25 protein-coding genes and 2 tRNA genes are annotated in these 24,892 nt (G+C 67.8%); 25 read left to right on the top strand and 2 right to left on the bottom strand.

Features of this window, described 5'->3' with window-relative positions:
• Positions 1-97: 97 nt before the first annotated feature.
• From ndk to GPA22_RS07115, 16 genes are all read left to right on the top strand, one after another.
• Entirely contained in the window at positions 98-523 is a 426-nt protein-coding gene (gene ndk / locus GPA22_RS07190) for a nucleoside-diphosphate kinase (protein ID WP_169130704.1), read from the top strand.
• A gap of 86 nt (positions 524-609) precedes the next feature.
• Entirely contained in the window at positions 610-1,743 is a 1,134-nt protein-coding gene (rlmN, locus tag GPA22_RS07185; protein ID WP_169255416.1) for a dual-specificity RNA methyltransferase RlmN, read from the top strand.
• A complete protein-coding gene (pilW, locus tag GPA22_RS07180) occupies positions 1,740-2,540 on the top strand; it encodes a type IV pilus biogenesis/stability protein PilW (protein ID WP_169255415.1) in 801 nt (266 codons plus the stop codon). Before rlmN ends, pilW begins: the two co-directional genes overlap by 4 nt.
• Positions 2,537-3,529 (top strand): RodZ domain-containing protein, encoded by a 993-nt coding sequence (locus GPA22_RS07175; protein ID WP_169255414.1) that lies wholly within the window; start codon positions 2,537-2,539, stop codon positions 3,527-3,529. Before pilW ends, GPA22_RS07175 begins: the two co-directional genes overlap by 4 nt.
• 6 nt (positions 3,530-3,535) lie before the next feature.
• The gene (gene ispG / locus GPA22_RS07170) at positions 3,536-4,792 is read left to right on the top strand and encodes a flavodoxin-dependent (E)-4-hydroxy-3-methylbut-2-enyl-diphosphate synthase (protein WP_169255413.1); all 1,257 of its coding nucleotides are present in this window, start codon (positions 3,536-3,538) and stop codon (positions 4,790-4,792) included.
• Positions 4,793-4,824: 32 nt separating this feature from the next.
• Positions 4,825-6,120 carry a histidine--tRNA ligase gene (gene hisS, locus GPA22_RS07165; protein ID WP_246264156.1) on the top strand — a complete coding sequence of 432 codons (1,296 nt, stop codon included), beginning with the start codon at positions 4,825-4,827 and terminating at the stop codon, positions 6,118-6,120.
• Positions 6,107-6,754 carry a tetratricopeptide repeat protein gene (locus GPA22_RS07160; protein ID WP_169255411.1) on the top strand — a complete coding sequence of 216 codons (648 nt, stop codon included), beginning with the start codon at positions 6,107-6,109 and terminating at the stop codon, positions 6,752-6,754. The genes hisS and GPA22_RS07160 overlap by 14 nt, the downstream gene beginning before the upstream one ends.
• Before the next feature lie 3 nt (positions 6,755-6,757).
• Entirely contained in the window at positions 6,758-7,900 is a 1,143-nt protein-coding gene (bamB, locus tag GPA22_RS07155; RefSeq protein WP_169255410.1) for an outer membrane protein assembly factor BamB, read from the top strand.
• A gap of 14 nt (positions 7,901-7,914) precedes the next feature.
• A complete protein-coding gene (der, locus tag GPA22_RS07150) occupies positions 7,915-9,243 on the top strand; it encodes a ribosome biogenesis GTPase Der (RefSeq protein ID WP_169255409.1) in 1,329 nt (442 codons plus the stop codon).
• A 99-nt stretch (positions 9,244-9,342) separates the two neighbouring features.
• Entirely contained in the window at positions 9,343-9,588 is a 246-nt protein-coding gene (gene hfq / locus GPA22_RS07145) for an RNA chaperone Hfq (protein ID WP_026295813.1), read from the top strand.
• Positions 9,589-9,623: 35 nt separating this feature from the next.
• A complete protein-coding gene (hflX, locus tag GPA22_RS07140; RefSeq protein ID WP_169255408.1) occupies positions 9,624-10,784 on the top strand; it encodes a ribosome rescue GTPase HflX in 1,161 nt (386 codons plus the stop codon).
• Positions 10,785-10,798: 14 nt separating this feature from the next.
• A complete protein-coding gene (hflK, locus tag GPA22_RS07135) occupies positions 10,799-12,061 on the top strand; it encodes an FtsH protease activity modulator HflK (RefSeq protein ID WP_169255407.1) in 1,263 nt (420 codons plus the stop codon).
• Positions 12,061-12,942, top strand: coding sequence for a protease modulator HflC (gene hflC, locus GPA22_RS07130; RefSeq protein WP_169255406.1), 882 nt, complete (start codon positions 12,061-12,063; stop codon positions 12,940-12,942). The genes hflK and hflC overlap by 1 nt, the downstream gene beginning before the upstream one ends.
• A 4-nt stretch (positions 12,943-12,946) precedes the next feature.
• Positions 12,947-13,132, top strand: coding sequence for a DUF2065 domain-containing protein (locus GPA22_RS07125; RefSeq protein WP_121427519.1), 186 nt, complete (start codon positions 12,947-12,949; stop codon positions 13,130-13,132).
• Positions 13,133-13,140: 8 nt separating this feature from the next.
• Positions 13,141-14,295, top strand: a complete 1,155-nt coding sequence (locus GPA22_RS07120; protein ID WP_169255405.1) for an ATP phosphoribosyltransferase regulatory subunit — start codon at positions 13,141-13,143, stop codon at positions 14,293-14,295.
• A gap of 4 nt (positions 14,296-14,299) precedes the next feature.
• A complete protein-coding gene (locus tag GPA22_RS07115; RefSeq protein WP_169255404.1) occupies positions 14,300-15,610 on the top strand; it encodes an adenylosuccinate synthase in 1,311 nt (436 codons plus the stop codon).
• Between the two features lie 193 nt (positions 15,611-15,803).
• Here the strand turns inward: GPA22_RS07115 and GPA22_RS07110 are convergent.
• Together GPA22_RS07110 and GPA22_RS07105 are read right to left on the bottom strand one after the other, a co-directional pair.
• Positions 15,804-15,888: transfer RNA gene (locus GPA22_RS07110), tRNA-Leu, on the bottom strand.
• Positions 15,889-16,032: 144 nt separating this feature from the next.
• Positions 16,033-16,117 (bottom strand) — tRNA-Leu (locus GPA22_RS07105).
• Between the two features lie 50 nt (positions 16,118-16,167).
• On the opposite strand from GPA22_RS07105, the gene rnr reads away from it, so the two are divergent.
• The 9 genes from rnr (at position 16,168) to GPA22_RS07060 (ending at position 24,489) form a co-directional block, all read left to right on the top strand.
• Positions 16,168-18,726 carry a ribonuclease R gene (rnr, locus tag GPA22_RS07100; protein ID WP_246264154.1) on the top strand — a complete coding sequence of 853 codons (2,559 nt, stop codon included), beginning with the start codon at positions 16,168-16,170 and terminating at the stop codon, positions 18,724-18,726.
• 73 nt (positions 18,727-18,799) lie between these two features.
• Entirely contained in the window at positions 18,800-19,522 is a 723-nt protein-coding gene (rlmB, locus tag GPA22_RS07095; protein ID WP_169255515.1) for a 23S rRNA (guanosine(2251)-2'-O)-methyltransferase RlmB, read from the top strand.
• Between the two features lie 63 nt (positions 19,523-19,585).
• Positions 19,586-20,161 (top strand): ANTAR domain-containing response regulator, encoded by a 576-nt coding sequence (locus GPA22_RS07090; protein WP_169255403.1) that lies wholly within the window; start codon positions 19,586-19,588, stop codon positions 20,159-20,161.
• Between the two features lie 253 nt (positions 20,162-20,414).
• A complete protein-coding gene (gene pqqA / locus GPA22_RS23075) occupies positions 20,415-20,489 on the top strand; it encodes a pyrroloquinoline quinone precursor peptide PqqA (protein WP_083903151.1) in 75 nt (24 codons plus the stop codon).
• A gap of 48 nt (positions 20,490-20,537) precedes the next feature.
• Positions 20,538-20,828, top strand: a complete 291-nt coding sequence (pqqD, locus tag GPA22_RS07080; RefSeq protein ID WP_169255402.1) for a pyrroloquinoline quinone biosynthesis peptide chaperone PqqD — start codon at positions 20,538-20,540, stop codon at positions 20,826-20,828.
• Entirely contained in the window at positions 20,797-21,954 is a 1,158-nt protein-coding gene (gene pqqE, locus GPA22_RS07075; RefSeq protein ID WP_169255401.1) for a pyrroloquinoline quinone biosynthesis protein PqqE, read from the top strand. The genes pqqD and pqqE overlap by 32 nt, the downstream gene beginning before the upstream one ends.
• A 96-nt stretch (positions 21,955-22,050) precedes the next feature.
• On the top strand, positions 22,051-22,557 hold the full coding sequence (locus GPA22_RS07070) for a hypothetical protein (protein WP_169255400.1): 507 nt from the start codon (positions 22,051-22,053) through the stop codon (positions 22,555-22,557).
• 7 nt (positions 22,558-22,564) lie between these two features.
• Positions 22,565-23,647, top strand: a complete 1,083-nt coding sequence (serC, locus tag GPA22_RS07065) for a 3-phosphoserine/phosphohydroxythreonine transaminase (RefSeq protein ID WP_343035971.1) — start codon at positions 22,565-22,567, stop codon at positions 23,645-23,647.
• Positions 23,647-24,489 (top strand): dihydroorotate dehydrogenase, encoded by an 843-nt coding sequence (locus GPA22_RS07060; RefSeq protein ID WP_169255398.1) that lies wholly within the window; start codon positions 23,647-23,649, stop codon positions 24,487-24,489. Before serC ends, GPA22_RS07060 begins: the two co-directional genes overlap by 1 nt.
• Positions 24,490-24,892 lie beyond the last annotated feature (403 nt).

The raw sequence follows: 24,892 nt of genomic DNA, 5'->3' as shown, positions 1-24,892 counted from the left end.
CTTCGCTGGGAGTCCGTCACGAAAAACTGCTAGAATCGCGAGCTACGCGTATTCCGCCCCTTTTTTCGCTGACCGATTCAAACCGGAGTTTTTTCAAATGGCTATCGAACGCACCCTGTCCATCATCAAGCCCGACGCCGTCGCCAAGAACGTGATCGGCAAGATCTACCAGCGCTTCGAGGATGCGGGGCTGAAGATCGTCGCCTCGAAGATGGTGCATCTGTCCGAGCGCGAGGCCGGCCAGTTCTACGCCGTGCACAAGGAGCGCCCCTTCTTCAAGGATCTGGTGTCCTTCATGGTCTCCGGTCCGGTGATGATCCAGGTCCTGGAAGGCGAGAACGCCATCGCCAAGAACCGTGACCTGATGGGCGCCACCGATCCGAAGAAGGCTGCGCCGGGCACCATCCGCGCCGATTTTGCGGATTCCATCGACGCAAACGCTGTCCACGGTTCGGATGCTCCGGAAACCGCCGCGGTCGAAGTCGCGTTCTTCTTCCCGGGAATGAACGTTTACGCCCGCTAAGCCTCTCAGGGCTGCGCCCGCGCATCGGCCCGCGCACTTCCGTGCGTCGCGGGCCGATTGCATTTTGAGGGCGGCACAGGAAACACATGGAAACACCGGTCAATCTGCTCGATTTCGACGTCGATGGTCTCGTCGCCTGGTTTGCAGCGCGCGGCGAGAAGCCCTTCCGCGCGCGCCAGGTGATGCGCTGGATGCACCGTTTCGGCGAAACCGACTTCGACAACATGACCGACGTCGCGAAGAGCCTGCGCGCGAAGCTTGCCCAGGAGGTGTGCATCCGTCCGCCGCAGGCCATTCGTGACACCGTCTCGGAAGACGGCACGCGCAAGTGGCTGCTCGACGTGGGCAACGCGAACGCGGTCGAGGCCGTGTTCATCCCCGAGACCAATCGCGGCACCCTGTGCATCTCGTCGCAGGCCGGATGCGCGCTCGACTGTGCGTTCTGCTCGACCGGCAAGCAGGGCTTCAACCGCAACCTCACGGCGGCCGAGATCATCGGCCAGCTGTGGCTCGCGAATAAGCTGCTCGGCGGCACCGCTACGCCGGCCGGCGCCAAGGATGCCGAAGGCGAGCCCGACAACGGCCGCGTCATCAGCAACGTCGTGATGATGGGCATGGGCGAGCCGCTCGCGAACTTCGACAACGTCGTCACCGCGCTGCGCCTGATGCTCGACGACCACGCCTACGGCCTGTCGCGCCGCCGCGTCACCGTGTCGACCTCGGGCATCGTGCCGGCCATGGACCGCCTGCGCGACGAATGTCCGGTCGCGCTCGCCGTGTCACTGCATGCGCCCGACGACGCGCTGCGCGACCGCCTTGTGCCGATCAACCAGAAGTACCCGCTGCGCGAACTGATGGCAGCCTGCCGGCGCTACCTGGAACGTGCCCCGCGCGATTTCGTGACCTTCGAATACGTCATGCTCGACGGCGTCAATGACTCCGACGCGCATGCGCGCGCGCTCGTCGCGCTGGTACGCGACGTCCCGTGCAAGTTCAACCTGATCCCGTTCAACCCGTTCCCGAACTCCGGTTTCGGCCGCTCGCAGCCCGAACGCATACGCCGATTTGCCGGTATCCTGCTCGACGCGGGCATCGTGACGACGACCCGCAAGACGCGCGGCGACGACGTCAATGCCGCCTGCGGCCAGTTGGCGGGGCAGGTCCAGGACCGTACGCGCCGCACCGTTCGCCTGACCAAATCGATGGAGGATCGTGCATGACCCGGCTCTTCGCGACGCTGTCGCTTCCGTTGTTCGTGCTGGCACTCGCCGGCTGCAACGCCACCATGAACACCGCGGGTACGCCGCTCGCGGATCGTCCGGTGGCGGACACGCCGGTATCGGGCAAGGGCGAGGCGACCGCCAAGGTGCACGTCGAGCTGGGCGCGGCCTACCTGCAACTCGGCAACTACACCGTTGCGCTCGACGAAGCGCGCGTGGCGCTGCAGAGCCAGTACAACTACGCGCCGGCCTATCACCTCATGGGCCTCGTGTACATGGCGATCGACGACACCAACCTTGCGCGCGAGAATTTCGGGCGCGCGCTCGAAATCGCGCCGAACGACCCGGAATTCAACAACAGTTACGGCTGGTTCCAATGCACCACCGGTAACGTGCAGGACGGACTGGCCCGGCTCTCCGCCTCGGCACGCAATCCGTACTACCGCACGCCGACGCGGCCCTACACGAACGCCGGCCTGTGCCATCTGCGCCAGGGCAACGACGCCGCGGCGGAAGAGGAATTCCGCCGCGCCGTGCAGCTCGACCCCGCGAACCACGCGGCGATCTACCAGCTTGCCGGCATTGCGTACCGGCGTGGCGCCTACGGCACCGCGAACACCCTGCTCGTCGATCTGCACCAGCAGGGCGAACCGACGCCACAATCGGTGTGGCTGGGGCTGCGCACCGCACGCCGTCTGGGCAACCGTGACGCCGAAGCGAGCTATGCGGCTCAGCTGCGCGGCCGCTTTGCCGACAGCCCCGAATACCAGTCGATGATCCAGGGAAATTACGAGTGACAGAAGTGCATCTGGACCAGCAGGGTGCGGCGATTTCCGACGCTGCCGCGATGGGCGCGCAACTTCGCCAGTTGCGCGAGGCCCGCGGTGAAACCGCGAGCGACGTGGCGCACTCCCTCAAGCTGACCAGCCGACAGGTCGAGGCGATGGAGGCGGGGCGTCTCGACCTCCTGCCCGGCGCGGCCTTCGCCCGCGGCTTCCTGCGCAACTACGCCCGCTATCTCGGCGTCGAGCCGGCAACGGTGCTCGCAGCCTTCGAGGCCGACGTCAAGGTACGTGTGGTCGAGCTCGCGCCGGTGTCGAACGCCGTGGGGGTCATGCCCAGCGGCAGCGGAAAGCGCGCGATGCAGGTGCCCGTCGGGCTGATCGCTGGCGTATTGCTGCTCGCCGTGCTGGTTGGCTGGTATTTCGATTGGTTCCGCATGCCCGCCGAGCAAGCGGAGGTCGCCGAACACGTCGTCGGACCCGCGACGCAGGAGCTGCCGTCCGTGACCAGTGCCGCCGCGGCTCCGCAGGGGCAGGTGTCGGAATCGGCGCTCGCCGCGAGTGGCGTCGTGCCGTCGCAGCCGGTCCCTGCGACTACGGCACCCGAGTCCGTGCCCGCCGGCACCGCTGGCGCCGCGAGCGCAGCAACCCCCACGACGGTCGCCGTCCCCGAGGCTCCCGCGGTTGCGCAAGCCGCGCCGCCCACGGCTACGGCGATGCCCCAGGCCGCCGCGGCCGTTCCCGCGGGAGCGCCGCCTGCCGAGGGTGTCGAGCACATCGTGTTCCGCTTCGAGGGCGAGTCCTGGATCGAGGTGCGCGACGCGCGCGGCGGCATCGTCTATTCCGGCATCAACGGCGCCGGCACCACGCGCACGGTGCAGGGCAAGCCGCCTTTTGCGCTCGTCGTCGGCAATGCAAAGCAGGTGTCGATCGACTATCGCGGCAAACCGTACGACCTGAAGCCCTTCGTACGCGTCAGTGTCGCGAGATTCACCCTGGAGTGAGCTGAATTGGCAACAACCGCTTCCCTCGATCATTCCGCTGGCGCGCTGCCGCGTCACAGGACGCGCCTGGTGCGCGTCGGCCGGGTCCTGATCGGCTCGGACGCGCCGGTCGTCGTGCAATCGATGACCAACACCGACACCGCCGACGTGCTCGGCACCGCGATGCAGATCGCCGAGCTCGCCCGTGCAGGCTCGGAGCTGGTGCGCATCACGGTCAATAACGAGGCCGCGGCGAAGGCCGTGCCGCACATCCGCGACCGTCTGCTCGCGCTGAACATGGATGTCCCGCTGGTCGGCGATTTCCACTACAACGGCCACAAGCTGCTCGCCGATCATCCCGCCTGCGCCGAGGCGCTCGCGAAGCTGCGCATCAACCCCGGCAACGTCGGCGCGGGTGTCAAGCGCGACCCGCAGTTCGCCGCCATCGTCGAGATCGCCTGCAAGTATGACAAGCCGGTGCGCATCGGCGTGAACTGGGGCAGCCTCGACCAGTCCGTGCTCGCCCGCGTGATGGACGAGAACGCCCGCCTGGCCGAGCCGCGCGACGCCGGCGCGGTGATGCGCGAAGCGCTCGTCGTATCCGCCCTCGAATCCGCGGCCAAGGCCGAGGAATACGGCCTCGGCGGCGACCGCATCATCCTGTCGGCGAAAGTGTCGAGCGTGCAGGATCTCATCGCCGTGTATCGCGAGATGGCGCGCCGCTGCGAGTATCCGCTGCACCTCGGCCTGACCGAGGCGGGCATGGGTTCCAAGGGCATCGTCGCCTCGACCGCCGCGCTCGCGGTGCTGTTGCAGGAAGGCATCGGCGACACGATCCGCATCTCGCTGACGCCCGAACCCAACGGCAGCCGCACCCAGGAAGTCGTCGTCGCGCAGGAGATCCTGCAGACCATGGGCCTGCGCGCCTTCACGCCGATGGTCACGGCCTGCCCCGGCTGCGGCCGCACCACCAGCACCTTCTTCCAGGAGCTCGCGTCGACGATCCAGACTTACGTGCGCGAGCAGATGCCCGCGTGGCGCGAGCAGTACGACGGCGTCGAGAACATGACGCTCGCCGTCATGGGCTGCGTCGTCAACGGTCCCGGCGAGAGCAAGCACGCCGACATCGGCATCTCGCTCCCCGGCACCGGCGAGACCCCCGCCGCGCCGGTGTTCGTCGACGGCGAAAAAACCGTTACGCTGCGCGGCGACAACATCGCCGCCGAGTTCATTGCGATCATCGACAACTACGTCGCGACCAAATACACGAGAAAGGCGGCCTGAACCGTCCAGCCATGACTGAAAAGAAACCTGTAATGCAGACCCTGCAGGCCGTGCGCGGGATGAACGACATCCTGCCCGACGACGCCGAGGCCTGGGAACACTTCGAAGACATCGTGCGCGACTGGCTGCGTAGCTACGGTTACCGCCCGATCCGCATGCCCATCGTCGAGCCGACGCCGCTGTTCAAGCGCGCGATCGGCGAAGTCACGGACATCGTCGAGAAGGAGATGTACTCCTTCGAGGACTCGCTCAACGGCGAGCTCCTGACGCTGCGCCCCGAGGGTACCGCCTCCTGTGTGCGTGCCGCGATCCAGCACAAGATGCTCGCGACCGGCGCCCAGCGCCTGTACTACCACGGGCCGATGTTCCGTCACGAGCGCCCGCAGAAGGGGCGCTACCGCCAGTTCCACCAGATCGGCGTCGAAGCGCTGGGTTTCGACGGTCCCGACGTCGACGCCGAGCACATCCTGATGTGCGCCCGTCTGTGGGAAGACCTCGGCCTCGAGGACGTCAAGCTCGAACTTAATTCGCTCGGCTCCACTGAGGAGCGGGCCCGTCATCGCGCCGAGCTGGTCGCCTACCTCTCCGCGCACGAGGATCGCCTCGACGAGGACAGCAAGCGCCGGCTGCACACCAACCCGCTGCGCATCCTCGACACCAAGAACCTCGACCTGCACGAGATCGTCGAGGCGGCACCGCGCCTGACGGATTTCCTCGGTGAGGAATCGCTCAAGCATTTCGAAGGCGTGCAGGCCCTGCTCAAGGATGCCGGCATACCTTACCGGATCAACCACCGGCTCGTGCGCGGCCTCGACTACTACAACCGTACCGTTTTCGAATGGGTCACGACGCGCCTCGGCGCGCAGGGCACCGTCTGCGCGGGCGGCCGCTATGACGGCCTGATCGAGCAGCTCGGCGGCAAGCCCGCGCCCGCGGCCGGTTTCGCGATGGGCGTCGAACGCCTGCTTGCCCTGTGGCGCGAGGGTGGTGGCGAGATCGAACGTGCCCTTCCCGACGTGTATGTCGTTCATCTGGGCGATCAGGCCCAACTCCTCGCCTTCCGCGCCGCCGAAGCCTTGCGCGGCTACGGTTTCGCGGTGCTCGCCCATTGCGGTGGCGGCAGCTTCAAGTCGCAGATGAAGAAAGCCGATGCCAGCGGCGCCCAGCTCGCCGTGATCATCGGCGAAGACGAGGCGGCGGCCGGCGAAGTCGGCCTCAAGCCCTTGCGCGGCCCCGGCGGCCAGCAACGTGTGGCACTCGAAGCGCTCGGCGACGCCGTCGCCGAATGCCTATTTACTGAGGAAGAGGAAAACGATGGCAGTGTATGACCTCGAAGAGCAGGAACAGATTTCCGAACTGAAGGCCTGGTGGGTCCAGTACGGCAAGCTCGTGACCGCGATCGCCGTGGCTGCCGCGCTGGCCTCGGTGGGCTGGCAGGGCTTCCGGTACTACAAGAACCGGCAGGCCGGCGATGCCGGAGCGCTGTACTTCGTGCTGCAGCAGGCCGCCATGCAGGGTGACGCACAGAAGACGCGCGAGGCCGCGGGCCAGATCATTGAGAAGTTCCCGTCGACCGCCTACGCCGAAATGGCCGCGCTGACCTCGTCCGGTGTGCTGGTCGAGAAGGGGGATGCGAAGAGCGCCCGGGCGCAGCTCGAGTGGCTGCTCGCCAAGGGCAGCGACCCCGCGCTGAAGGACATCGCGCGCCTGCGTCTCGCTGCGCTGCTGCTCGACGAAGGTGCGTTCGACCAGGCGCTCGCGCAACTCACCAACGCCCCGGCGCCGGCGCTGAAGGCCCGTTTCGAAGACCTGCGCGGCGACGTGCTGGCGGCGAGCGGCAAGCCTGCCGAGGCGCGCAGCGCGTACCAGGCCGCGCTCGATGCGCTGTCCGGCGACGATGGCGAGGGCGGCGACACGCTGCGCGAAGTCATTCACGTCAAGCAGCAGGCTCTGGAGGGCTGAGCAATGAAGCGATCGATCACTGTGCTTGCGCTCGCGGGTTCGCTGGCGCTGCTCGCGGGCTGCTCCTCGCTCAATCCGTTTGCCGAATCGGGTCCCAAGCCGGCCAAGCTCGCGGACTTCAAGCCCTCCGCCGAACTGCGCCCGCTGTGGCAGGCGCGCATCGGCAAGTCCGGCGCCTATGTCTTTCAGCCCGCCGTCGTCGGCGAGGACGTCTATGCGGCTGCGCTTGATGGCGATGTCGCGCGCTTCAAGGATGGCAAGGCCGCGTGGAAGATCAGCGTCGGCAAGCGCCTCTCTGCCGGTGTCGGCAGCAATGGCAAGCTGGTCGTCGTAGCCACCACGGGCGGCGAGGTCGTCGCGCTCGACGCGGCGAACGGCGCCGAGCGCTGGCGTGCCGCGGTCGGCGCCGAGGTGCTCGCCGCGCCCGCGGTGGGCGATGCCATCGTCGTCGCGCGTACCTCCGACAGCCGCCTGATCGGCCTCGATGCGACCAATGGCACGCGCCGCTGGACCTTCCAGCGGTCGACGCCGCCGCTGTCGCTGCGCAGCTTCGCGGGTGTCACGCTGGAAGGCCCCGCGGCCGTCGCCGGTTATCCGGGCGGCAAGCTCGTCGCCGTGAGCCTCGCGAACGGCGGCCAGCTCTGGGAGCTGACCGTCGCCACGCCGAAGGGCGCGACCGAACTCGAGCGCGTCGCCGACATTGCCGGCACGCCGGTTGTCGGGCGCAAGGACCTGTGCGCCGTGTCCTACCAGGGACGCGCCGCGTGCTTCGATTCGACCAACGGCAACGCGCTGTGGTCGCGCGACTTCTCCAGCAGCGTCGGCCTGGATCGCGACAGCCGTTTTGTCGTGATCACCGACGACAACGACGCCGTTCAGGCGCTCGACGGTGCGAGCGGTGCGAACGTGTGGAAGCAGGACGCGCTGCCGCGTCGCGGGCTGTCGCGCCCGCTGATCGTTGGTGATTTCGTTGCGGTCGGGGATGTCGAGGGCTATGTTCATCTCTTGAGCCGCGAGACCGGCGCCTTTGCCGCGCGCACCCGTGCCGACAGCAGCGGCGTGGCGGCCGATCCGCGCCGTTTCGGGCGTGACGGCCTTGTCGTTCAGACGCGCGACGGCGGCATTTATGTCTATGAGGCCCGCTGAGCGGGAATGAGCGCTTGAAACCCACCATCGTCCTCGTCGGTCGCCCCAACGTCGGCAAATCGACGCTGTTCAACCGGCTCACGCGCACGCGCGACGCCCTGGTCGCAGACCAGCCCGGCCTCACGCGCGACCGCCACTACGGTATCGGCCGCGTCGGTGATCGCGACTACCTGGTCGTCGACACCGCCGGCTTCGACCCGGTCGCGAAGGCCGGCATCATGCACGAGATGGCGCGGCAGGCCGAACAGGCGATCGCCGAAGCGGACGTGCTGCTGTTCCTCGTGGACGGTCGCGCCGGCCTGACGCCGCACGACGAGCAGATCGCCGCACGGCTGCGCCGCGCCGGCCGCCCCGTGCACCTGGTCGTGAACAAGGCCGAAGGCATGGAGCGCAGCATCGTTGCCGCCGACTTCCATGCACTGGGTCTCGGTGCGCCGCTACCGGTGTCGGCGGCACACGGCGACGGTGTCAAGCAGCTCGTCGACCTCGTGCTCGCCGACTTCCCGCTCGACGAGGAGCCGGAGGAAGCGGCCGCCCACAGCCCGCGCATCGCGATCGTCGGCCGTCCCAACGTTGGCAAGTCTACCCTCGTGAACAGCCTGCTCGGCGAAGAGCGCGTCATCGCGTTCGACATGCCGGGCACCACCCGCGACGCGATCGCGATCCCGTTCGAGCGCGAGGGCCGCCACTACACGCTGATCGATACCGCCGGCCTGCGCCGCCGCGGCAAGGTCTTCGAGGCGATCGAGAAGTTCTCCGTCATCAAGACGCTGCAGGCGATCGAGCAGTGCAACGTCGTCGTGCTCGTGCTCGATGCGTCGCAGGACATCTCCGACCAGGACGCCCACATCGCCGGCTTCATCCTCGACTCGGGGCGCGCGCTGGTCGTCGCGGTCAACAAGTGGGACAGCATCGACGACTACCGCCGCGAACTGGTCAAGCGTGCGATCGAGCACAAGCTCGGCTTCCTGTCGTTTGCGCGGTTCCATCACATCTCGGCACTGAAGGGCGCGGGCGTTGCCGCAGTCATGAAGTCCGTCGATGCCGCCTACGCGGCGGCGATGGTGAACCTGTCGACGCCGCGCCTGACCCGCACCCTGCAGGCCGCGCTCACGAAACAGGCGCCCCCGCGCAGCGGCATGTTCCGGCCGAAGATGCGCTACGCCCACCAGGGCGGCAACAACCCGCCGATCGTCGTGATCCACGGTGCCGCGCTCGACCAGGTGCCGGCGTCCTACGTGCGCTTTCTGGAACGCACCTTCATGGACGCGTTCAAATTGCAGGGCACGCCGTTGCGGATACAATTCCGAACCTCGCACAATCCGTACATCGGAAAAGAATAACGCCAACTCCACGCCGGGATGGATTGTCTGTACAAATGTGGCAGTGCAGCATGAAATCCTTTACATTCACACAATAATACGCAGCCTCGAGGTTTGAAAATGAGCAATAAAGGGCAACTTCTACAAGACCCGTTCCTGAACACCCTGCGCAGGGAGCATGTCCCCGTGGCGATCTATCTGGTCAACGGCATCAAGCTGCAGGGCCAGATCGAATCCTTCGACCAGTACGTCGTGCTGCTGAAGAACACCGTCACCCAGATGGTGTACAAGCACGCGATTTCGACGGTTGTGCCCGCACGTCCGGTCAACATCCAGCAACAGGACTCGGGTGACGGCAATAGCTGATTCCCGGCGGCGCCTCATGGACGCCAAATCCCTCCATGTTTGAGCGCCCCGATGCCGGGGAGCGCGCGGTACTCGTCCAGCTCGACCTGAACCAGGGCGCGCTGGACGAGCGCCTTTCCGAACTCAAGCTGCTCGCGATCAGTGCCGGGGCAAGCGTGGAGGCCGTCGTCGGCGGCCGGCGGGCGCGACCCGATCCGGCGCTCTTCGCCGGGCGCGGCAAGGTCGACGAGATCGCCGAGGTCCTGCGTTTCCATGGCGCAGACTTCGTCATCTTCAACCATGCGCTTTCGCCCGCGCAGCAGCGCAACCTCGAACGCGCGCTGCAGTGCCGCGTCGTCGACCGCACGGCCCTGATCCTCGACATCTTCGCGCAGCGGGCGCGGAGCCATGAGGGCAAGCTGCAGGTCGAGCTCGCGCAGCTCGACCACCTGTCGACGCGCCTCGTGCGCGGCTGGACCCACCTCGAACGGCAGAAGGGCGGCATCGGCCTGCGCGGACCGGGCGAAACCCAGCTCGAGACCGACCGGCGGCTGCTCGGCAAGCGCGTCAAGGTGCTCAGGGAGCGCCTCGCGCAGATCGAGAAGCAGCGCCGGGTGCGCCGCCGAGGCCGCGAAGGGCGCGACGTGCTGTCGGTGTCGCTCGTCGGCTACACCAACGCCGGCAAATCGACGCTGTTCAACGCGCTGACGAAGGCCGGCGCCTATGCGGCCGACCAGCTCTTCGCGACGCTGGACACGACCTCGCGCCGCCTCTTTGTCGGCGAGGGCTGCAACGTGGTCCTGTCCGACACCGTGGGCTTCATCCGCGACCTGCCGCACGCGCTCGTCGCGGCCTTCCACGCGACGCTCGAGGAAACCGCGAATGCGGACCTGCTGCTGCACGTCGTCGACTCGGCGAGCGAGGACCGCGAGGCACAGATCGAGGCGGTCAACGCGGTGCTGACCGAGATCGGGGCGGGTGGCGTGCCGCAGATCATGGTCATGAACAAGATCGACCTGACGCGGGCCGAGGCCGGGGTCCAGCAGGACGAGTATGGTAAGATCGTGCGCGTTTTCTTGAGCGCCAGGACTGGCGAAGGGCTTGGGTTGCTGCGTGAGGCCCTCGCCGAGGCCGCGCGCAGCGCAACGACGGACGCTCCGGGCGTTCCGGTCGGGATCGCGCCCGATTTCACCGACAAAGATCAAATTCAAACGTGATTACAGGCGTTCTAATGTCTCTCAACGATCCACGCTGGGGTAACAACAGCCAGGGGAATGGCGACGACAAGCGCGGCGACGACAGGCGGGGCGGCAACCAGGGGCCCCCCGACCTCGAGGATCTGTGGCGCGATTTCAATCAGCGGCTGTCGGGCATGCTCGGTGGCAAGCGGGGCGGGCGCGGTGGCGGCGAAGGCGGCGGCCCGCAGTTCCCGCAACTGTCGTTCCGGCAGTTCGGCGGCGGCATCGGCGCGCTGATCGCGCTGATTCTCGTCGTGTGGCTGGCGAGCGGCTTCTACATCGTCGACGCCAACCAGCGCGGTGTCGTGCTGCGCTTCGGCAAGTACATCGAGACGACCGAGCCGGGTCTGCGCTGGCGCCTGCCGGCTCCGATCGAGAGCAATGAGGTCGTGGACCTAACCGGTGTCCGCACGGTCGAGGTCGGCTATCGCGGTTCCGAGCGCAACAAGGTGCTGCGCGAAGCGCTGATGCTCACCGACGACGAAAACATCATCAACATCCAGTTCGCCGTCCAGTACGTGCTCGTCAGCCCCGAGAAGTACCTGTTCAACAACCGCCAACCGGATGAATCCGTGATGCAGGCGGCCGAATCCGCCATGCGCGAGATCGTCGGCAAGAGCAAGATGGACTTCGTGCTGTACGAGGGCCGTGAGCAGATGGCCGCGAACGCGCATGAGACGATCCAGAAGATCCTCGATCGCTACGACACGGGCATCCAGGTCAGCCGCGTGACGATGCAGAACGCGCAGCCGCCCGAGCAGGTCCAGGCTGCGTTCGACGACGCCGTGAAGGCGGGGCAGGATCGCGAGCGCCTGCGCAACGAAGGCGAGGCCTATGCCAACGACGTCATCCCGCGCGCCCGCGGCACCGCTTCGCGCCTGATCGAGGAAGCCAACGCCTACCGCGCCCGGGTGGTTGCGAATGCCGAGGGTGAGGCCGGACGTTTCAGCCAGGTGCTGACCGAATACCGGCGCGCGCCCGAGGTGACGCGCGAGCGCTTGTATCTCGAAACGATGCAGCAGGTGATGTCGAAGACCAGCAAGGTCATGGTCGATGCAAAGGGTAATGGCAATCTGCTGTTCATGCCCCTCGACAAGCTGATGCAGGCCGCAGGCGCGCAAGGCTCGCATGATGCCGCCCCCGCGCCGACGACGTCCGGCCCTGCCACTCCGGCACCAGCGCCGCGTGCCGAAAGTTCGATGGATTCACGCAGCCGCGACCTGATGGCGCGCGACCGCGAACGGGGAGAGCGTTGATGCGTGACAGGATGTCGATTATTGCCGGTGCGCTGCTGTTGCTGGCGGCGCTCGCCTCGATGACGCTGTTCACCGTCGACCAGCGCCAGTTTGCCGTCGTGTTCCAGCTCGGTGAGGTCAAGGACGTCATCGAGAAGCCCGGTCTGAATTTCAAGTGGCCGATGATCCAGAACGTGCGCTATTTCGACCGCCGCATCCTCACGATGGATACGCCGGAGCCGGAGCGCTTCATCACCGCCGAGAAGAAGAACGTTCTCGTCGACCACTTCGTGAAGTGGCGCATCGTCGATCCGCAGCTCTACTACGTATCCGTCGCCGGCGACGAGGCGCGCGCGCGCACGCGCCTGCTGCAGACGGTGAACGCCGGTCTGCGCGAGGAGTTCGGCCGCCGCACCGTGCATGACGTGGTGTCCGGTGCGCGCGACCAGATCATGGAGGACATGCGTACCCGCGCCGACCAGGATGCGCGCAAGATCGGCGTGCAGATCCTCGACGTGCGTCTGAAGCGCGTCGACCTGCCGCTCGAGGTGTCCGAGTCGGTGTATCGCCGCATGGAGGCGGAGCGCAAGCGCGTCGCGAACGAGCTGCGCTCCGAGGGCGGGGCGATCGCGGAGAAGATCCGCGCCGACGCCGACCGGCAGCGCGAGGTCATCATCGCCGAGGCCTACCGCGATGCGCAGCAGGCCAAGGGCGCGGGCGACGCCAAGGCGACCGCGACCTACGCCCAGGCCTACAGTCAGAACGCCGAGTTCTATTCGTTCTATCGCAGCCTCGAAGCCTACCGCGAGAGCTTCTCGAACAAGAGCGACGTGATGGTCGTCGATCCGAGTTCGGAGTTCTTCAGGTTCATGAAGGATTCGGGTGGGGGCAAGAAGAACTGAGCTCATGACCAACAAGCTGCTGATGGCCTTCGCACTCATGTTGGTGATCGAAGGCATCCTGCCCTTTGTCGCGCCAGCTGCCTGGCGCGAAACTTTTTTGCGGCTCGCGCACATGGCGGACGGTCAGATCCGTTTCATCGGACTGACCTCGATGCTGATCGGCGTCGTGCTGCTTGTCGTGTTTTCCTGAGCAAAATCATGCGCTGGGTACTTCCCGATCACATCCAGGACGCTTTGCCGTCCGAGGCCGAAAAGCTGGAGCGCCTGCGCCGGCGCCTGCTCGACGCCTTCCGCAGCCACGGCTACCAGCTGGTCGTGCCGCCGCTGCTCGAATATCTCGATTCGCTGACGACCGGTGCGGGCCAGGACCTCAAGCTGCGTACCTTCAAGCTGGTCGACCAGCTGTCGGGCAAGACGATGGGGGTGCGCGCCGACATGACGCCGCAGGTTGCGCGCATCGACGCGCACCTGTTGAACCGCAAGGGCGTGTCGCGCCTGTGTTACTGCGGCAGCGTCCTGCACGCGCTGCCGTCCACGCTGACTGCCACGCGCGAGCCGCTGCAGCTCGGCGCGGAGCTCTATGGCCACGCGGGGATCGATGCGGACATCGAGATCGTGCGCCTGCTGTCCGAGGTGATGCGCCTCGCCGAAGTGCCCGCGAGCCGCATCGATCTGGGCCACGTCGGCCTGTTCCGCGTGCTCGCCGCGCGTGCCGGGATGGTGCCCGGACGCGAGGAGGAGCTCTTCGATCTGCTGCAGGCGAAGGATGTGCCGGGGCTGCGCGAGCTGCTCGCGGACGTCGCCGAGCCGGCACGCTCGGCCTTGCTGGCCTTGCCGACCCTGTATGGCGGACCGGAAGTGCTCGTCGAGGCACGCCGCTGCCTGCCCGACGACGCCGAGATTCGTGCCGCGCTCGACGACCTTGGCACGCTTGCGACCACGCTGGCCGACCTGCCGATCAGCTTCGATCTCGCCGACCTGCGTGGCTACCATTACCACAAGGGGGTGGTGTTCGCGGCCTACGGCAGCGGCTCGCCGGCGGCGCTCGCGCTGGGCGGACGCTACGACCTCATCGGCGAGGCATTCGGGCGCGGCCGGCCGGCGACCGGCTTCAGCCTCGATCTGCGCGAGCTGGCGCTGCACCTGCCCGACGCGGCGGGGGCGGGCGCGATCCTCGCGCCGGCCGCGGGCGATGCCGCGTTGGCGGAGGCGGTCGCAGGATTGCGCGCACAGGGCGAGGTGGTGATGACCGCCCTGCCGGGACATGATGGAAGCTGGAAGGAAGCCGGTTGCGACCGGCAACTGATCGAGCGCGATGGCCGCTGGACGGTCGAAGCGCTTCAGGGAGATTGAAGTAATGTCAAAGAACGTAGTGGTTGTAGGCACCCAGTGGGGCGACGAGGGCAAGGGCAAGATCGTCGACTGGCTCACCGATCACGCCAGGGGCGTGGTGCGCTTCCAGGGTGGCCACAATGCCGGCCATACGCTGGTGGTCGGGGCCAACGAATACAAGCTGAACCTCGTGCCCTCGGGCATCGTGCGCGAGGGCGTGGCCTGCTACATCGGCAATGGCGTGGTGCTCGACGTGCACCATCTGCTGTCCGAGATCCGCACGCTGGAGGCCGGCGGCATCAAGGTGCGCGAGCGCCTGCGCATCAGCCCGGGCTGCCCGCTGATCCTCGGCTACCATTCCGCGCTCGACCGTGCGCGCGAGGCGGCCAAGAGCGCCGGCGACAAGATCGGCACGACCGGCAAGGGCATCGGCCCGACCTACGAGGACAAGGTCGCGCGCCGCGCGCTGCGCGTGTATGACCTCTTCGACCGCGAGCGCTTCGCCGAGAAGCTGCGCGCGAACCTCGAATACCACAACTTCGTGCTGACGCAGCACCTGGGCGCGGACGCCGTGGAATTCCAGCCGGTGTTCGACCAGGCGATGGCCGATGCCGCGGAAATCCTGCCGATGGTCGCGGACGTTTCGGCGGAGCTGTACGAGGTGAACAAGTCCGGCGGCAGCCTGCTGTTCGAAGGCGCGCAGGGCACGCTGCTCGACATCGACCACGGCACCTATCCGTTCGTGACCTCCAGCAACTGCGTCGCGGGCCAGGCGGCGGCGGGGGCGGGTGTCGGCCCGGGGCGTCTGCACTACGTGCTGGGCATCACCAAGGCCTACTGCACGCGCGTCGGCGGCGGCCCCTTCCCGACCGAGCTCGACATCGAGGCGGCGGGTACGCCGGGGCACCAGATGTCGACCAAGGGACGCGAGTTCGGCACCGTGACGGGGCGCAAGCGCCGCTGCGGGTGGCTGGATCTGGCCGCGCTGAAGCGCTCGCTGATTATCAACGGCGTGACCGGCCTGTGCATCACCAAGCTCGACGTGCTCGACGGCCTGTCGGAGCTGAAGCTGTGCACGGGCTACCTGCTCGACGGCAAGCGCATCGACCTGCTGCCGATGGGGGCCGAGGAAGTGAAGCGCTGCGAGCCGATCTACGAGACGATGCCCGGCTGGAGTGGCACGACCTTCGGCGCGCAGAGCTGGGACGCACTGCCGCAGGAGGCGCGTGCCTACCTGCACCGCGTCGAGGAGATCTGCGAGATTCCGATCGACGTGATCTCGACCGGTCCCGAGCGCGACGAGACCATCCTGCGTCGCCATCCGTTCGGCGTCTGAGCGCGCTTGATCGGCACCGCAGCACCTGCTGATGACGCCGGGGCGGACCGCCCCGGTGGTCTGCCCCACGGGCAGCGCGTGGGTGCGGGGGGAGGGGCGTGCGGCGTCTCCCGCAAGCCGGGCAGGATCTGCAGCACGAAGTCGGGCGCCGAAAAGACAAAAGCCGGTCGAACGACCGGCTTTTGCTTGGATTTGGTGCCCAGAAGAGGACTCGAACCTCCACGCCTCGCGGCGCTAGTACCTGAAACTAGTGCGTCTACCAATTCCGCCATCTGGGCAAGAGCAGGCATTATAGCGGCAACTTCGTCGTCGGCCAAGCGGAATGGCTATGCACGGGTTGGTACGCTGCCGGCTTCGCATCGGGGCCGATGCCGCGAAAGAGCAACAAAAAAGCCGACACAAGGTCGGCTTTTCCGTAGAACTGGTGCCCAGAAGAGGACTCGAACCTCCACGCCTCGCAGCGCTAGTACCTGAAACTAGTGCGTCTACCAATTCCGCCATCTGGGCAAGAGCCGCGCATTATAAGCGGCAGAATTTGAATGTCAACGAGTACAACAATGAAAAAAGAAAAAGTGAAAACAAGCGCGCAGACCGCGCAGCGCGCCCCGAGCGAACGCGAGCCGAGCGCGATCCGGCGTGCCGACCCCTTCTTCGAGCGCGAATCCGCGCAGTACGATAACCCCCTGCCGAGCCGCGAGTACGTCGAGCAGGCGCTTGCCGAGCACGGCGTGCCGATGAGCTTCGCGCAGCTGTGTGCCGCGCTCGACGTGCAGGACGAGGAGTCGGGGCTGTTCGAGCGGCGCCTGCGCGCGATGCAGCGCGACGGGCAGCTGATGCGCAACCGCCGCGATGCCTATCTGCTGCCGGACAAGGCGGACCTGATCCGCGGGCGCGTGTCGGGGCATGCCGACGGCTACGGCTTCGTGATCCGCGACGACGGGCATCCGGACATCTTCCTCGGGCCGAAGGAAATGCGCGAGGTGTTGCACGGCGACCGCGTGATCGTGCGCATCACCGGAGTCGATCGCCGCGGCCGCCCGGAAGGGAAGGTCGTCGAGGTGCTGGAGCGCGCGAATACGCGCATCGTCGGCCGCGTGCTGAACGAGCACGGCGTGCAGGTGGTCGTACCGGAGAATCGGCGCATCGCGCAGGACATCCTCGTGGCGCCGGGGGGCAAGAAGGCCCGGCCGGGGCAGGTCGTCACCATCGAGCTGATCGAGCAGCCGACCAAGTTTGCGCAGCCCATCGGGCGCGTGATCGAGGTGCTGGGCAACTACGCGGATCCGGGAATGGAAATCGAGATCGCGCTGCGCAAGCACGAGCTGCCTTTCGAGTTCTCGTCCGAGGCGAAGGCCGAGACGCGCAAGCTGCCCGCGAAGGTGCGCAAGAAGGACTGGATTGGGCGTGAGGACATCACGCAGCTGCCGCTGGTGACGATCGACGGCGAGACGGCGAAGGACTTCGACGATGCGGTGTTCTGCGAGCGCCAGGGGCGCGGCTACCGGCTCGTCGTGGCGATCGCCGATGTGTCGCACTACGTGCAGCCGGGGTCGGCGCTCGACGACGAGGCGCAGGAGCGCGGCAACTCGGTGTATTTCCCGCGCCGCGTGATCCCGATGTTGCCGGAGAAGCTGAGCAACGGGCTGTGCTCGCTGAACCCGCAGGTCGAGCGCCTGTGCATGGTGTGCGACATGAGCATCGGCCCGACCGGGGCGATCAAGGCCTACCGCTTCTACCCGGCGGTGATGTTCTCGCACGCGCGCCTGACCTACACGCAGGTCGCGGCGGCCCTGTACGACAAGGATGCGGCGGCGCTCGAGGTGGTCGGGGAACTGCTGCCCCATCTGGAGAACCTCGACAAGCTCTTCCGCGTGCTGCTGAAGGCGCGCGCCAAGCGCGGCGCGATCGACTTCGAGACCACCGAGACGCGCATGATCTTCGACGCCGACGGCAAGATCGAGCGCATCGTCCCCGAGGTGCGCAACGACGCGCACCGCCTGATCGAGGAGTGCATGCTCGCGGCCAACGTGTGCGCGTCGGAGTTCCTGCAGGAGCGCGAGCATCCGGCGCTCTATCGCGTGCATGAGGGGCCGACGCCCGAGAAGCTCGAGAAACTGCGCGGGTTTCTCGCGGAGTTCGGCCTTGGCGTCGGCGGCGGCGACGAGCCGAAGGCGGGCGATTACGCGAAGTTGCTGGAGAAGGTGAAGGACCGGCCGGATGCGCAGCTGCTGCAGACGGTGATGCTGCGTTCGCTGCGCCAGGCGGTGTACAGCCCCGACAACGTCGGCCACTTCGGGCTCGCGTACGAGGCCTATACGCACTTCACGTCGCCGATCCGGCGCTACCCGGACCTGCTGGTGCATCGCTCGATCAAGGCGGCGCTGGAGAACCGCACCTACGAGGCGGGCGACTGGGACGACATCGGCCTGCACTGCTCCTCGACCGAGCGCCGCGCGGACGATGCGACGCGCGACGTGGTGGCGTGGCTGAAGTGCTACTACATGCAGGACAAGGTGGGCGCGGAATTCACCGGCAGCGTGTCGGCGGTGGTACCCTTCGGCCTCTTCGTCGCCCTCGACGACATCTTCATCGAAGGGCTGGTCCATATCTCGGACCTCGGCAGCGACTATTTCCACTTCGACGAGACGCGCCACGAGCTCGCGGGCGAGCGCACCGGTGTGCGCCACCGCCTGTCGGACCGCGTGCGCGTGCAGGTGGTGCGGGTCGATCTGGAGACGACCAAGATCGATTTCCGCCTGATCGAAGGCGCGTCGCGTCCGACGGAGCGGGTCGGCAAGACCGCGAAGGACAAGGCCCCCAAGGCGCCGGAGCGGGCCGCCGAGGCCGTCGCAGTGACGGCGAATCCGGGAGCGGCGAAATCGGCCGGAAAGGCCGCCGTTGTAAAGGCGCCGGACGGGGCGAAGAAGCGGGCCAAGGCGACACCTGCGGCCGAGCCGGCGAAGGCGAAGAAGGTCGGGAAGCCGGTGAAATCCGCGAAGACCGACAAGACCGCGAAGGCCCCGACCGCGAAGACGAAGAAGGCCGCAGTGGCCGCTGCGGCCGCAACGAACAGTGAAACCGCAACATCCACCAGGAAAACGAAACGCCGTGGCTGACAAACCTTCAAACCGTTCCCGCCCGCAGCATGCGGGCAACGCCGACGCGCCGGGTGGGCGCGCAGAGTCGCGCCTGATCTACGGCTTCCATGCCGTGCTGGGGAAGCTGCGCCGCGATCCCGAGGCGGTGTTCGAGCTGTACCTGTCGTCGAGCCGCAGCGATGCGCGGGCGAAGGATGTCGTGCGGCTCGCCGAGTCGCAGAAGGTGCGCATGATCCAGGCCGAGGCGGATCGCCTCGACGGTATGGTCGGCACGCGCCGCCATCAGGGCGTGGTCGCGCGCGTCGATGCGCGCAGCCGCGACATCAAGCTCGCCGACGTGCTCGACGTGCTGGAGGAGAATGCGCTGATCCTGGTGCTCGACGGCGTGCAGGATCCGCACAATCTCGGCGCGTGCCTGCGCGTCGCGGATGCAGCCGGCGCGCATGCGGTGGTCGCGCCCAAGGACCGCGCGGTGGGCCTGAACGCGACCGCGGTGAAGGTGGCGAGCGGGGCGGCCGATTCGGTGCCCTACATCACCGTGACCAACCTCGCGCGTGCCCTGCGCGAGATGCAGGAGGCCGGCGTGTGGGTGGTCGGCGCGGCGGGCGAGGCCGAGAAGTCGCTGTACGAGATCGACCAGAAGGGGCCGGTCGCGTGGGTGCTGGGGGCCGAGGGCGAGGGCCTGCGCCGGCTCACGCGCGAGACCTGCGACGAGCTGGCGAAGATTCCGATGCTGGGCACGGTCGAGAGCCTCAACGTGTCGGTCGCGAGCGGTATCTGCCTGTTCGAGGCGCGGCGCCAGCGCGGCGGTTGAGGCGGCACGCGGTCGGCGTGGTCGCCAGCTGCGTGTCGGCGCGAATCTTGCGAGAATGTGCTCATGCTTCGCGTACTCGTCATCGATGAATCCAGGGCCCGGGCGGCGGAAATCTGCGCCGGGCTGGCGCTCGCCGGCCATCAGGTGGCCGCGGTGCTGGCGTCGTCCGCCGATCTGACGGCGCAGATCGAGGCGATCCGGCCCGACGTGATCCTGATCGAGACCGATGCGCCGTCGCGCGACACGCTGGAGAACCTGGCGGTGATGAACGCCGCGATGCCGCGCCCGGTGATCATCTTCGCGCACGAAGGTGACCAGGACACGATCCGCGCGGCGGTGAAGGCGGGCGTGTCGACCTACGTCGTCGATGGGCTCGATCCGCAACGCCTGAAGCCGGTCATCGACGTCGCGGTGGCGAGCTTCGAGGAGCACCAGGCCGTGCGTGCGGAGCTTGCCGCGGCGACGAAGAAGCTGTCCGAACGCAAGCTGATCGAGCGCGCGAAGGGAGTGCTGATGAAGTCGCGCGGCATGGACGAGGCCGAAGCGTACGCGGCGCTGCGCAAGCTCGCGATGGAGCGCGCGAAGCCGATGGCGGCGGTCGCGCAGGACCTGCTCGACATGGCGAAGTACCTGCTCTGATGTCTTCCGGGGGCGCCGCGATGGTGCACCCCGCCCCCAGAACGCACTGCAACGGTGCGAAGCGGCCCGCGTTGACGCGCGTCAACGAGGCGCGTCGCGGCGGCCAAATTCATGATTTTCGCGACCCTCGCTTCATGCCGGGGGCGATGTCCGCTTCCTGATTCGCCCGATTCGGCGGCCTGACCGATCCGGGAAGATGGCTGCGGACCGGTCGTCCGGCCGGTCCTTCCATCGATGAACGAGGAGGCAGCCCATGCAGTGGATCGATCCCGCGTATTGCGACATCCGTCTTGGTTTTGAAGTGACGGCCTACGTCTACGTGCGCTGACGGCGGGGCGGCCCGGCGCCGCCCTTGTCGCGCGAAGGAGTGTTGCGCATGAACGAGTCGAACCGGCTGCCTGCCGAGGACCGTTTCAGCCTCAATCCGATGTACCTCTTCCGCTGGGAGCCGACGCAGGACGCCCATGTCCTGCTCTACCCGGAAGGCATCGTGAAGCTGAACCGCACGGCGGCCGACATCATCGAGCACTGCGACGGCCGCAGCGGCGCTGCGATCGTGGCGGCGCTGCAGGCCCGTTATCCCGGCGACGACGATACGGTCGCGACGGGCGTCTACAAGTTTCTGGAGGTGTTCCGTGCCAAAGGATGGATCCGTCGTCAGGCTTGACGGGCAGGGCAAGCCGCTGTGGCTGGTGCTCGAGCTCACGTACGAGTGCCCGCTGAAGTGCCCGTGGTGCAGCAATCCGGTCGACTATGCGCGCCGCAAGGGCGAGGAGCTGACGACCGACGAATGGAAGCGGGTGTTGCGCGAGGGGCGCGAGCTGGGGGCGCTGCAGCTCGGCTTCACCGGCGGCGAGCCGCTGCTGCGTGACGATATCGAGGAACTGGTCGCGGATGCGACCGCGCTCGGCTACTACACGAACCTGATCACGTCCGGCGTCGGCCTCTCCGAGGCGCGGCTCGTGAAGCTGAAGGAAGCGGGCCTGAAGCAGATCCAGCTGTCGCTGCAGTCGAGCGAGCGCGAGCTCACGGACCGGCTGGTCGGGGCGCGCGTGCACGACCTGAAGCTGGACGTGGCGCGCCGGATCAAGGCGCACGGCTTCCCGATGGTGCTGAACGTGCCGGTGTTCCGCCACAACATCGACCAGGTCGCGGACATCCTCGAACTGGCGGCCGACCTCGGCGTCGATTACCTCGAGTTCGCGAACCTGCAGTACTACAACTGGGCGCTGCTGAACCGCGACGAGCTGATGCCGACGCGCTCGCAGATCGAGGCGGCCGAGCACGCGGTGCAGCAGATGCGCGAGCGCGTGGGCGACCGCATGACGATCTACTTCGTGATCCCCGACTATTACGAGGGGCGGCCGAAGGCGTGCATGAACGGCTGGGGCGCGATCCACCTGACGATCGGCCCGGACGGCGCGGCGATGCCTTGCCAGGAGGCGCGCGCGATCGAGGGGCTGGATTTCCCGACGGTGCGCGAGAAGAGTCTCGACTGGCTGTGGAACGAGTCGCCGACTTTCCGCAAGTTCCGCGGCGACGAGTGGATGCGCGAACCGTGCCGCTCGTGCGACGACAAGGAGACGGATTTCGGCGGCTGCCGGTGCCAGGCCTTCCTGCTCACCGGCGACGCGGCGAACACCGATCCGGCCTGTTCGCGGTCGCCGCACCATCACCTGATCGGCGACGCGGTCGAGCGTGCGCATGCGCCGGGGCGCACCGTCGTGCCGCTGGTGATGCGCACCGCAGGCAATGCGCGGCTGCAGCGGTCGGGAGAGGGCGATCATGCTTAGGGTGTTCGATTCGTCGCTGGTGACGGTGCTGCTGGGCGCCGCCCTGACGGCGGTGCTTGCCGTCCTCGTGCGCATCGCGGGCTGAAGGAGCGGGCGATGGAGAGCGTGCTGTTCGAGGTCGTCGCGCGCTGGCTGCATTTTCTCGGGGCGCTGGTGTGGATCGGGCACAACTACGCGACCGCGGTGACGCGGCCGCGTTACGTGCCGCTCGTTGCGGCCGACCTGTCGGACCCGGAGAGCCCGCGCCAGCGCGTGCTACTGCAGCGCGAGCACGGCGCCTTCCGCTACGCCTCGTTGCTGACCTGGGCGAGCGGTGCGCTGATCCTGTGGCAGCGCGGCTGGCTGGGCGACGCGCTGAGCCTGCACGGCGCGCTCGCGCCGCTCGGGCTGGGGATGTGGATCGCGACGCTGATGGTGGCGAACCTGTGGTTCGTGCTGTGGCCGCACCAGCAGCGCGTGCTGGGCTTCGTGCCGGCGCCGATCGACGAGCGCCTGCGGGCGTCGCGCGTGACCTTCCTGTCGGCGCGCGTGAATACGATGCTGTCGATCCCGGTGCTGTTCTTCATGGGGGCCGGGGCCCATGGCGTCGCCCTCTTTGGCTGAGGCGGCGGTGCTGCGGAACGTGTCGGGTTTCAGCTTTTCCGCCGCGGCGGGGCCCTTGCCGGACGAGGTCGCGGCGGACGTTGCGGCGGCGTGCCGTGCGGGTCGGGGCTCCGTCCTGAGCCTGCCGTTCACGTCGCCGGCCTTCCGCGCTCTGCAGGAAGAGACCGAGGCCTGCCTGCGCCGCCTGCTCGCTATCCCGGACCGGTTTCGCGTGCTGTTCCTCGCCGGCGGCGCGAGCGCGCAGTTTGCGCTGCTGCCGCTGAACCTGCTCGGCACGGCGCGGCAGGCGAGCTACGTCGACGGCGGCCATTGGTCGCGCCGCGCGATCGCGGAGGCGAGGCGCTACGCCGAAGTGTCGATCGCGGTGCAGGCCTCCGGCCGCATTCCGGATGTCGGCGAGTGGCGGGTCGATCCGCGCGCCGCGTACTGCCACGTCACGAGCAACGAAACCGCGGACGGCCTGCAGTTCCGCGAGCTTCCCGTGCTGCCGGTGCCGCTCGTCGCGGACATGACCTCGGACCTGCTGATGCGGCCGCTCGACTTCGCGCGCTTGTCGCTGGTGTATGCGGGGGCGCAGAAGACGATCGGCACGCCGGGGCTGACGCTCGTGATCGTCGATGAGCGGCTGCTGGGCCGGGCACGGCCCGAGACGCCGCGCGTGATGGACTACGCGGCGCAGGCCGCCGCCGACTCGCGGCTGTGCACGCCGCCGGTGTTCCCGATCTTCGTCGCGCATCGCATGCTGCACTGGATCGAGGCGCGCGGGGGCGTCGCGGTGATGGCCGAGGCGGCCCGCCGGCGCAGCGACGCGGTGTATGCGGCGCTCGCGGAAGGCGCGGGCACGTATGTGATGCCTGTCGATCGCGCCTCTCGCTCGCACGTCAATCCCTGCTTCCGGCTCGCCGACGAGGCGCAGACCGCGCTGTGCCTGCAGGCGGCCGAAGCGGCCGGGCTCCACGACCTGCGCGGACACCCGGACGTCGGCGGCGTGCGCGTGAGCCTTTACAACGGCGTCGCCGACGCCGCCGTCGACGCGCTCGTCGCCTTCCTGAGGGCCTTCGCGCGCCGGCACGGCCTCCGGGCGGCGTGATGCCGATGGGCGTACCGCCGCTGACGCCGCGCGCGCTGCGCACCCGCTGGGCGGTGGCGCGGCTTGAGCGCATCGCGCGGCGTACGGACGATGGGGGCGACGCGGTGGGGCCATTCGGTCCGGTCAGCGCGATGGGGCTGCGCTTTGCCTCTCCGGTCGGCCTGGCCGCGGGGTTCGACCGGCGCGGGCGGCTGCTCGGCGATGCGCAGCGTCTCGGGCTCGGTGCGGTGGAGATCGGCACGCTCGCGCGGGCGGACGGATGTCCTGTGCTCCCGCGGCGGGCTGCGGGCGGCGTGCGGTGCGGCGTCAGCATCGGCAGGCCGCGCCACGTCGGCTGGGACGACGCGGAACACGCCTGTCTGCGGGTGCTGCGCGCCGCCCACGCCGGCGCGGATTACGTGACGCTTAACCCCGGCCGCGACTGTCCGTCGCCGGCGCGTTTCGCGGACCTGGCCGGCGCGGCGGTGCAGCTGCGCGACCGGCTCGCGCGGCATCGTCGGCGGCCGCTTCCGCTGGTGGCCAAGCTGCCGTCGCGCTGGTTCGACGGTGACGCAGCGTCCCTGATCGCCGTCGCCGACGTGTTTGTCGCGGCGGGCGTCGATGGCCTGCTCGTGTCGACCGAAGGCCACGACGCGCGGCGCAATGCCTGCGCGACGCTGCGCGTGCTGTCGGCGGCCATCGACCCGCGGGTCTGCCTGATCAGCGTCGGCGGCATCGATTCGCTCGACGAAGCCGAGGCGCGGCTCGCCGCGGGCGCGACGCTCGTGCAGGTTCATCGCGCGCTACTGGCTCACGATTCCTGGCTGCTGCGGGCCTTGCGGCGCCACGCACCCGGCCGCTGAGCGGCGCGCAAGTGGTGCGGCGGGGCGATCTTGTGCACTGCAATAGTGCGGTCGCTACGCTGAGACCATCTTGTCCGGATAGCCCGGAATCTCCCTAAGTGACTGTCAATAAACGCTTCTCGCCCGTTTGTGAAGCCTTGGCACACGACCTGCTAAAGATGGCTTGAGTCGGATCAACGGCGGTTCGACAGCAGATTGACCGGTCCCGGTGCGGGGCTGTGCAAACTACGGACAACGGCGTCCATCCCCGCAGGAATCCTTCTGCGGCGGTGTGCGCCGTTTTTGTTTTTCTGGCCTGCAGGGAGATGAAGATGAGTGCGTTCGATGACAACGGTGTCACGCGGCGGGAATTCATGCGGCGGACGATGGCGCTTTCGGGGGCGGCGATGATGGGGTCTGCGGG

The sequence above is a fragment of the Aromatoleum toluvorans genome, assembly GCF_012910905.1.
Classification (GTDB): Bacteria; Pseudomonadota; Gammaproteobacteria; order Burkholderiales; family Rhodocyclaceae; genus Aromatoleum; species Aromatoleum toluvorans.
The sequence above is the reverse complement of the archived record's forward strand: the minus strand, read 5'-3'. Positions and strand labels throughout refer to the sequence as shown.

What these genes read in the sequence shown, in the direction of transcription:
- hflX (WP_169255408.1), top strand. Translation starts at nt 9,624, where the DNA reads ATGTTTGAGCGCCCCGATGCCGGGGAGCGCGCGGTACTCGTCCAGCTC.
- pilW (WP_169255415.1), top strand. Translation starts at nt 1,740, where the DNA reads ATGACCCGGCTCTTCGCGACGCTGTCGCTTCCGTTGTTCGTGCTGGCA.
- GPA22_RS07060 (WP_169255398.1), top strand. Translation starts at nt 23,647, where the DNA reads ATGCCGATGGGCGTACCGCCGCTGACGCCGCGCGCGCTGCGCACCCGC.
- rnr (WP_246264154.1), top strand. Translation starts at nt 16,168, where the DNA reads ATGAAAAAAGAAAAAGTGAAAACAAGCGCGCAGACCGCGCAGCGCGCC.
- hflK (WP_169255407.1), top strand. Translation starts at nt 10,799, where the DNA reads ATGTCTCTCAACGATCCACGCTGGGGTAACAACAGCCAGGGGAATGGC.
- rlmN (WP_169255416.1), top strand. Translation starts at nt 610, where the DNA reads ATGGAAACACCGGTCAATCTGCTCGATTTCGACGTCGATGGTCTCGTC.
- pqqD (WP_169255402.1), top strand. Translation starts at nt 20,538, where the DNA reads ATGAACGAGTCGAACCGGCTGCCTGCCGAGGACCGTTTCAGCCTCAAT.
- GPA22_RS07120 (WP_169255405.1), top strand. Translation starts at nt 13,141, where the DNA reads ATGCGCTGGGTACTTCCCGATCACATCCAGGACGCTTTGCCGTCCGAG.
- GPA22_RS07090 (WP_169255403.1), top strand. Translation starts at nt 19,586, where the DNA reads ATGCTTCGCGTACTCGTCATCGATGAATCCAGGGCCCGGGCGGCGGAA.
- hflC (WP_169255406.1), top strand. Translation starts at nt 12,061, where the DNA reads ATGCGTGACAGGATGTCGATTATTGCCGGTGCGCTGCTGTTGCTGGCG.
- bamB (WP_169255410.1), top strand. Translation starts at nt 6,758, where the DNA reads ATGAAGCGATCGATCACTGTGCTTGCGCTCGCGGGTTCGCTGGCGCTG.
- hfq (WP_026295813.1), top strand. Translation starts at nt 9,343, where the DNA reads ATGAGCAATAAAGGGCAACTTCTACAAGACCCGTTCCTGAACACCCTG.
- ndk (WP_169130704.1), top strand. Translation starts at nt 98, where the DNA reads ATGGCTATCGAACGCACCCTGTCCATCATCAAGCCCGACGCCGTCGCC.
- GPA22_RS07070 (WP_169255400.1), top strand. Translation starts at nt 22,051, where the DNA reads ATGGAGAGCGTGCTGTTCGAGGTCGTCGCGCGCTGGCTGCATTTTCTC.
- GPA22_RS07125 (WP_121427519.1), top strand. Translation starts at nt 12,947, where the DNA reads ATGACCAACAAGCTGCTGATGGCCTTCGCACTCATGTTGGTGATCGAA.
- GPA22_RS07115 (WP_169255404.1), top strand. Translation starts at nt 14,300, where the DNA reads ATGTCAAAGAACGTAGTGGTTGTAGGCACCCAGTGGGGCGACGAGGGC.
- GPA22_RS07160 (WP_169255411.1), top strand. Translation starts at nt 6,107, where the DNA reads ATGGCAGTGTATGACCTCGAAGAGCAGGAACAGATTTCCGAACTGAAG.
- hisS (WP_246264156.1), top strand. Translation starts at nt 4,825, where the DNA reads ATGCAGACCCTGCAGGCCGTGCGCGGGATGAACGACATCCTGCCCGAC.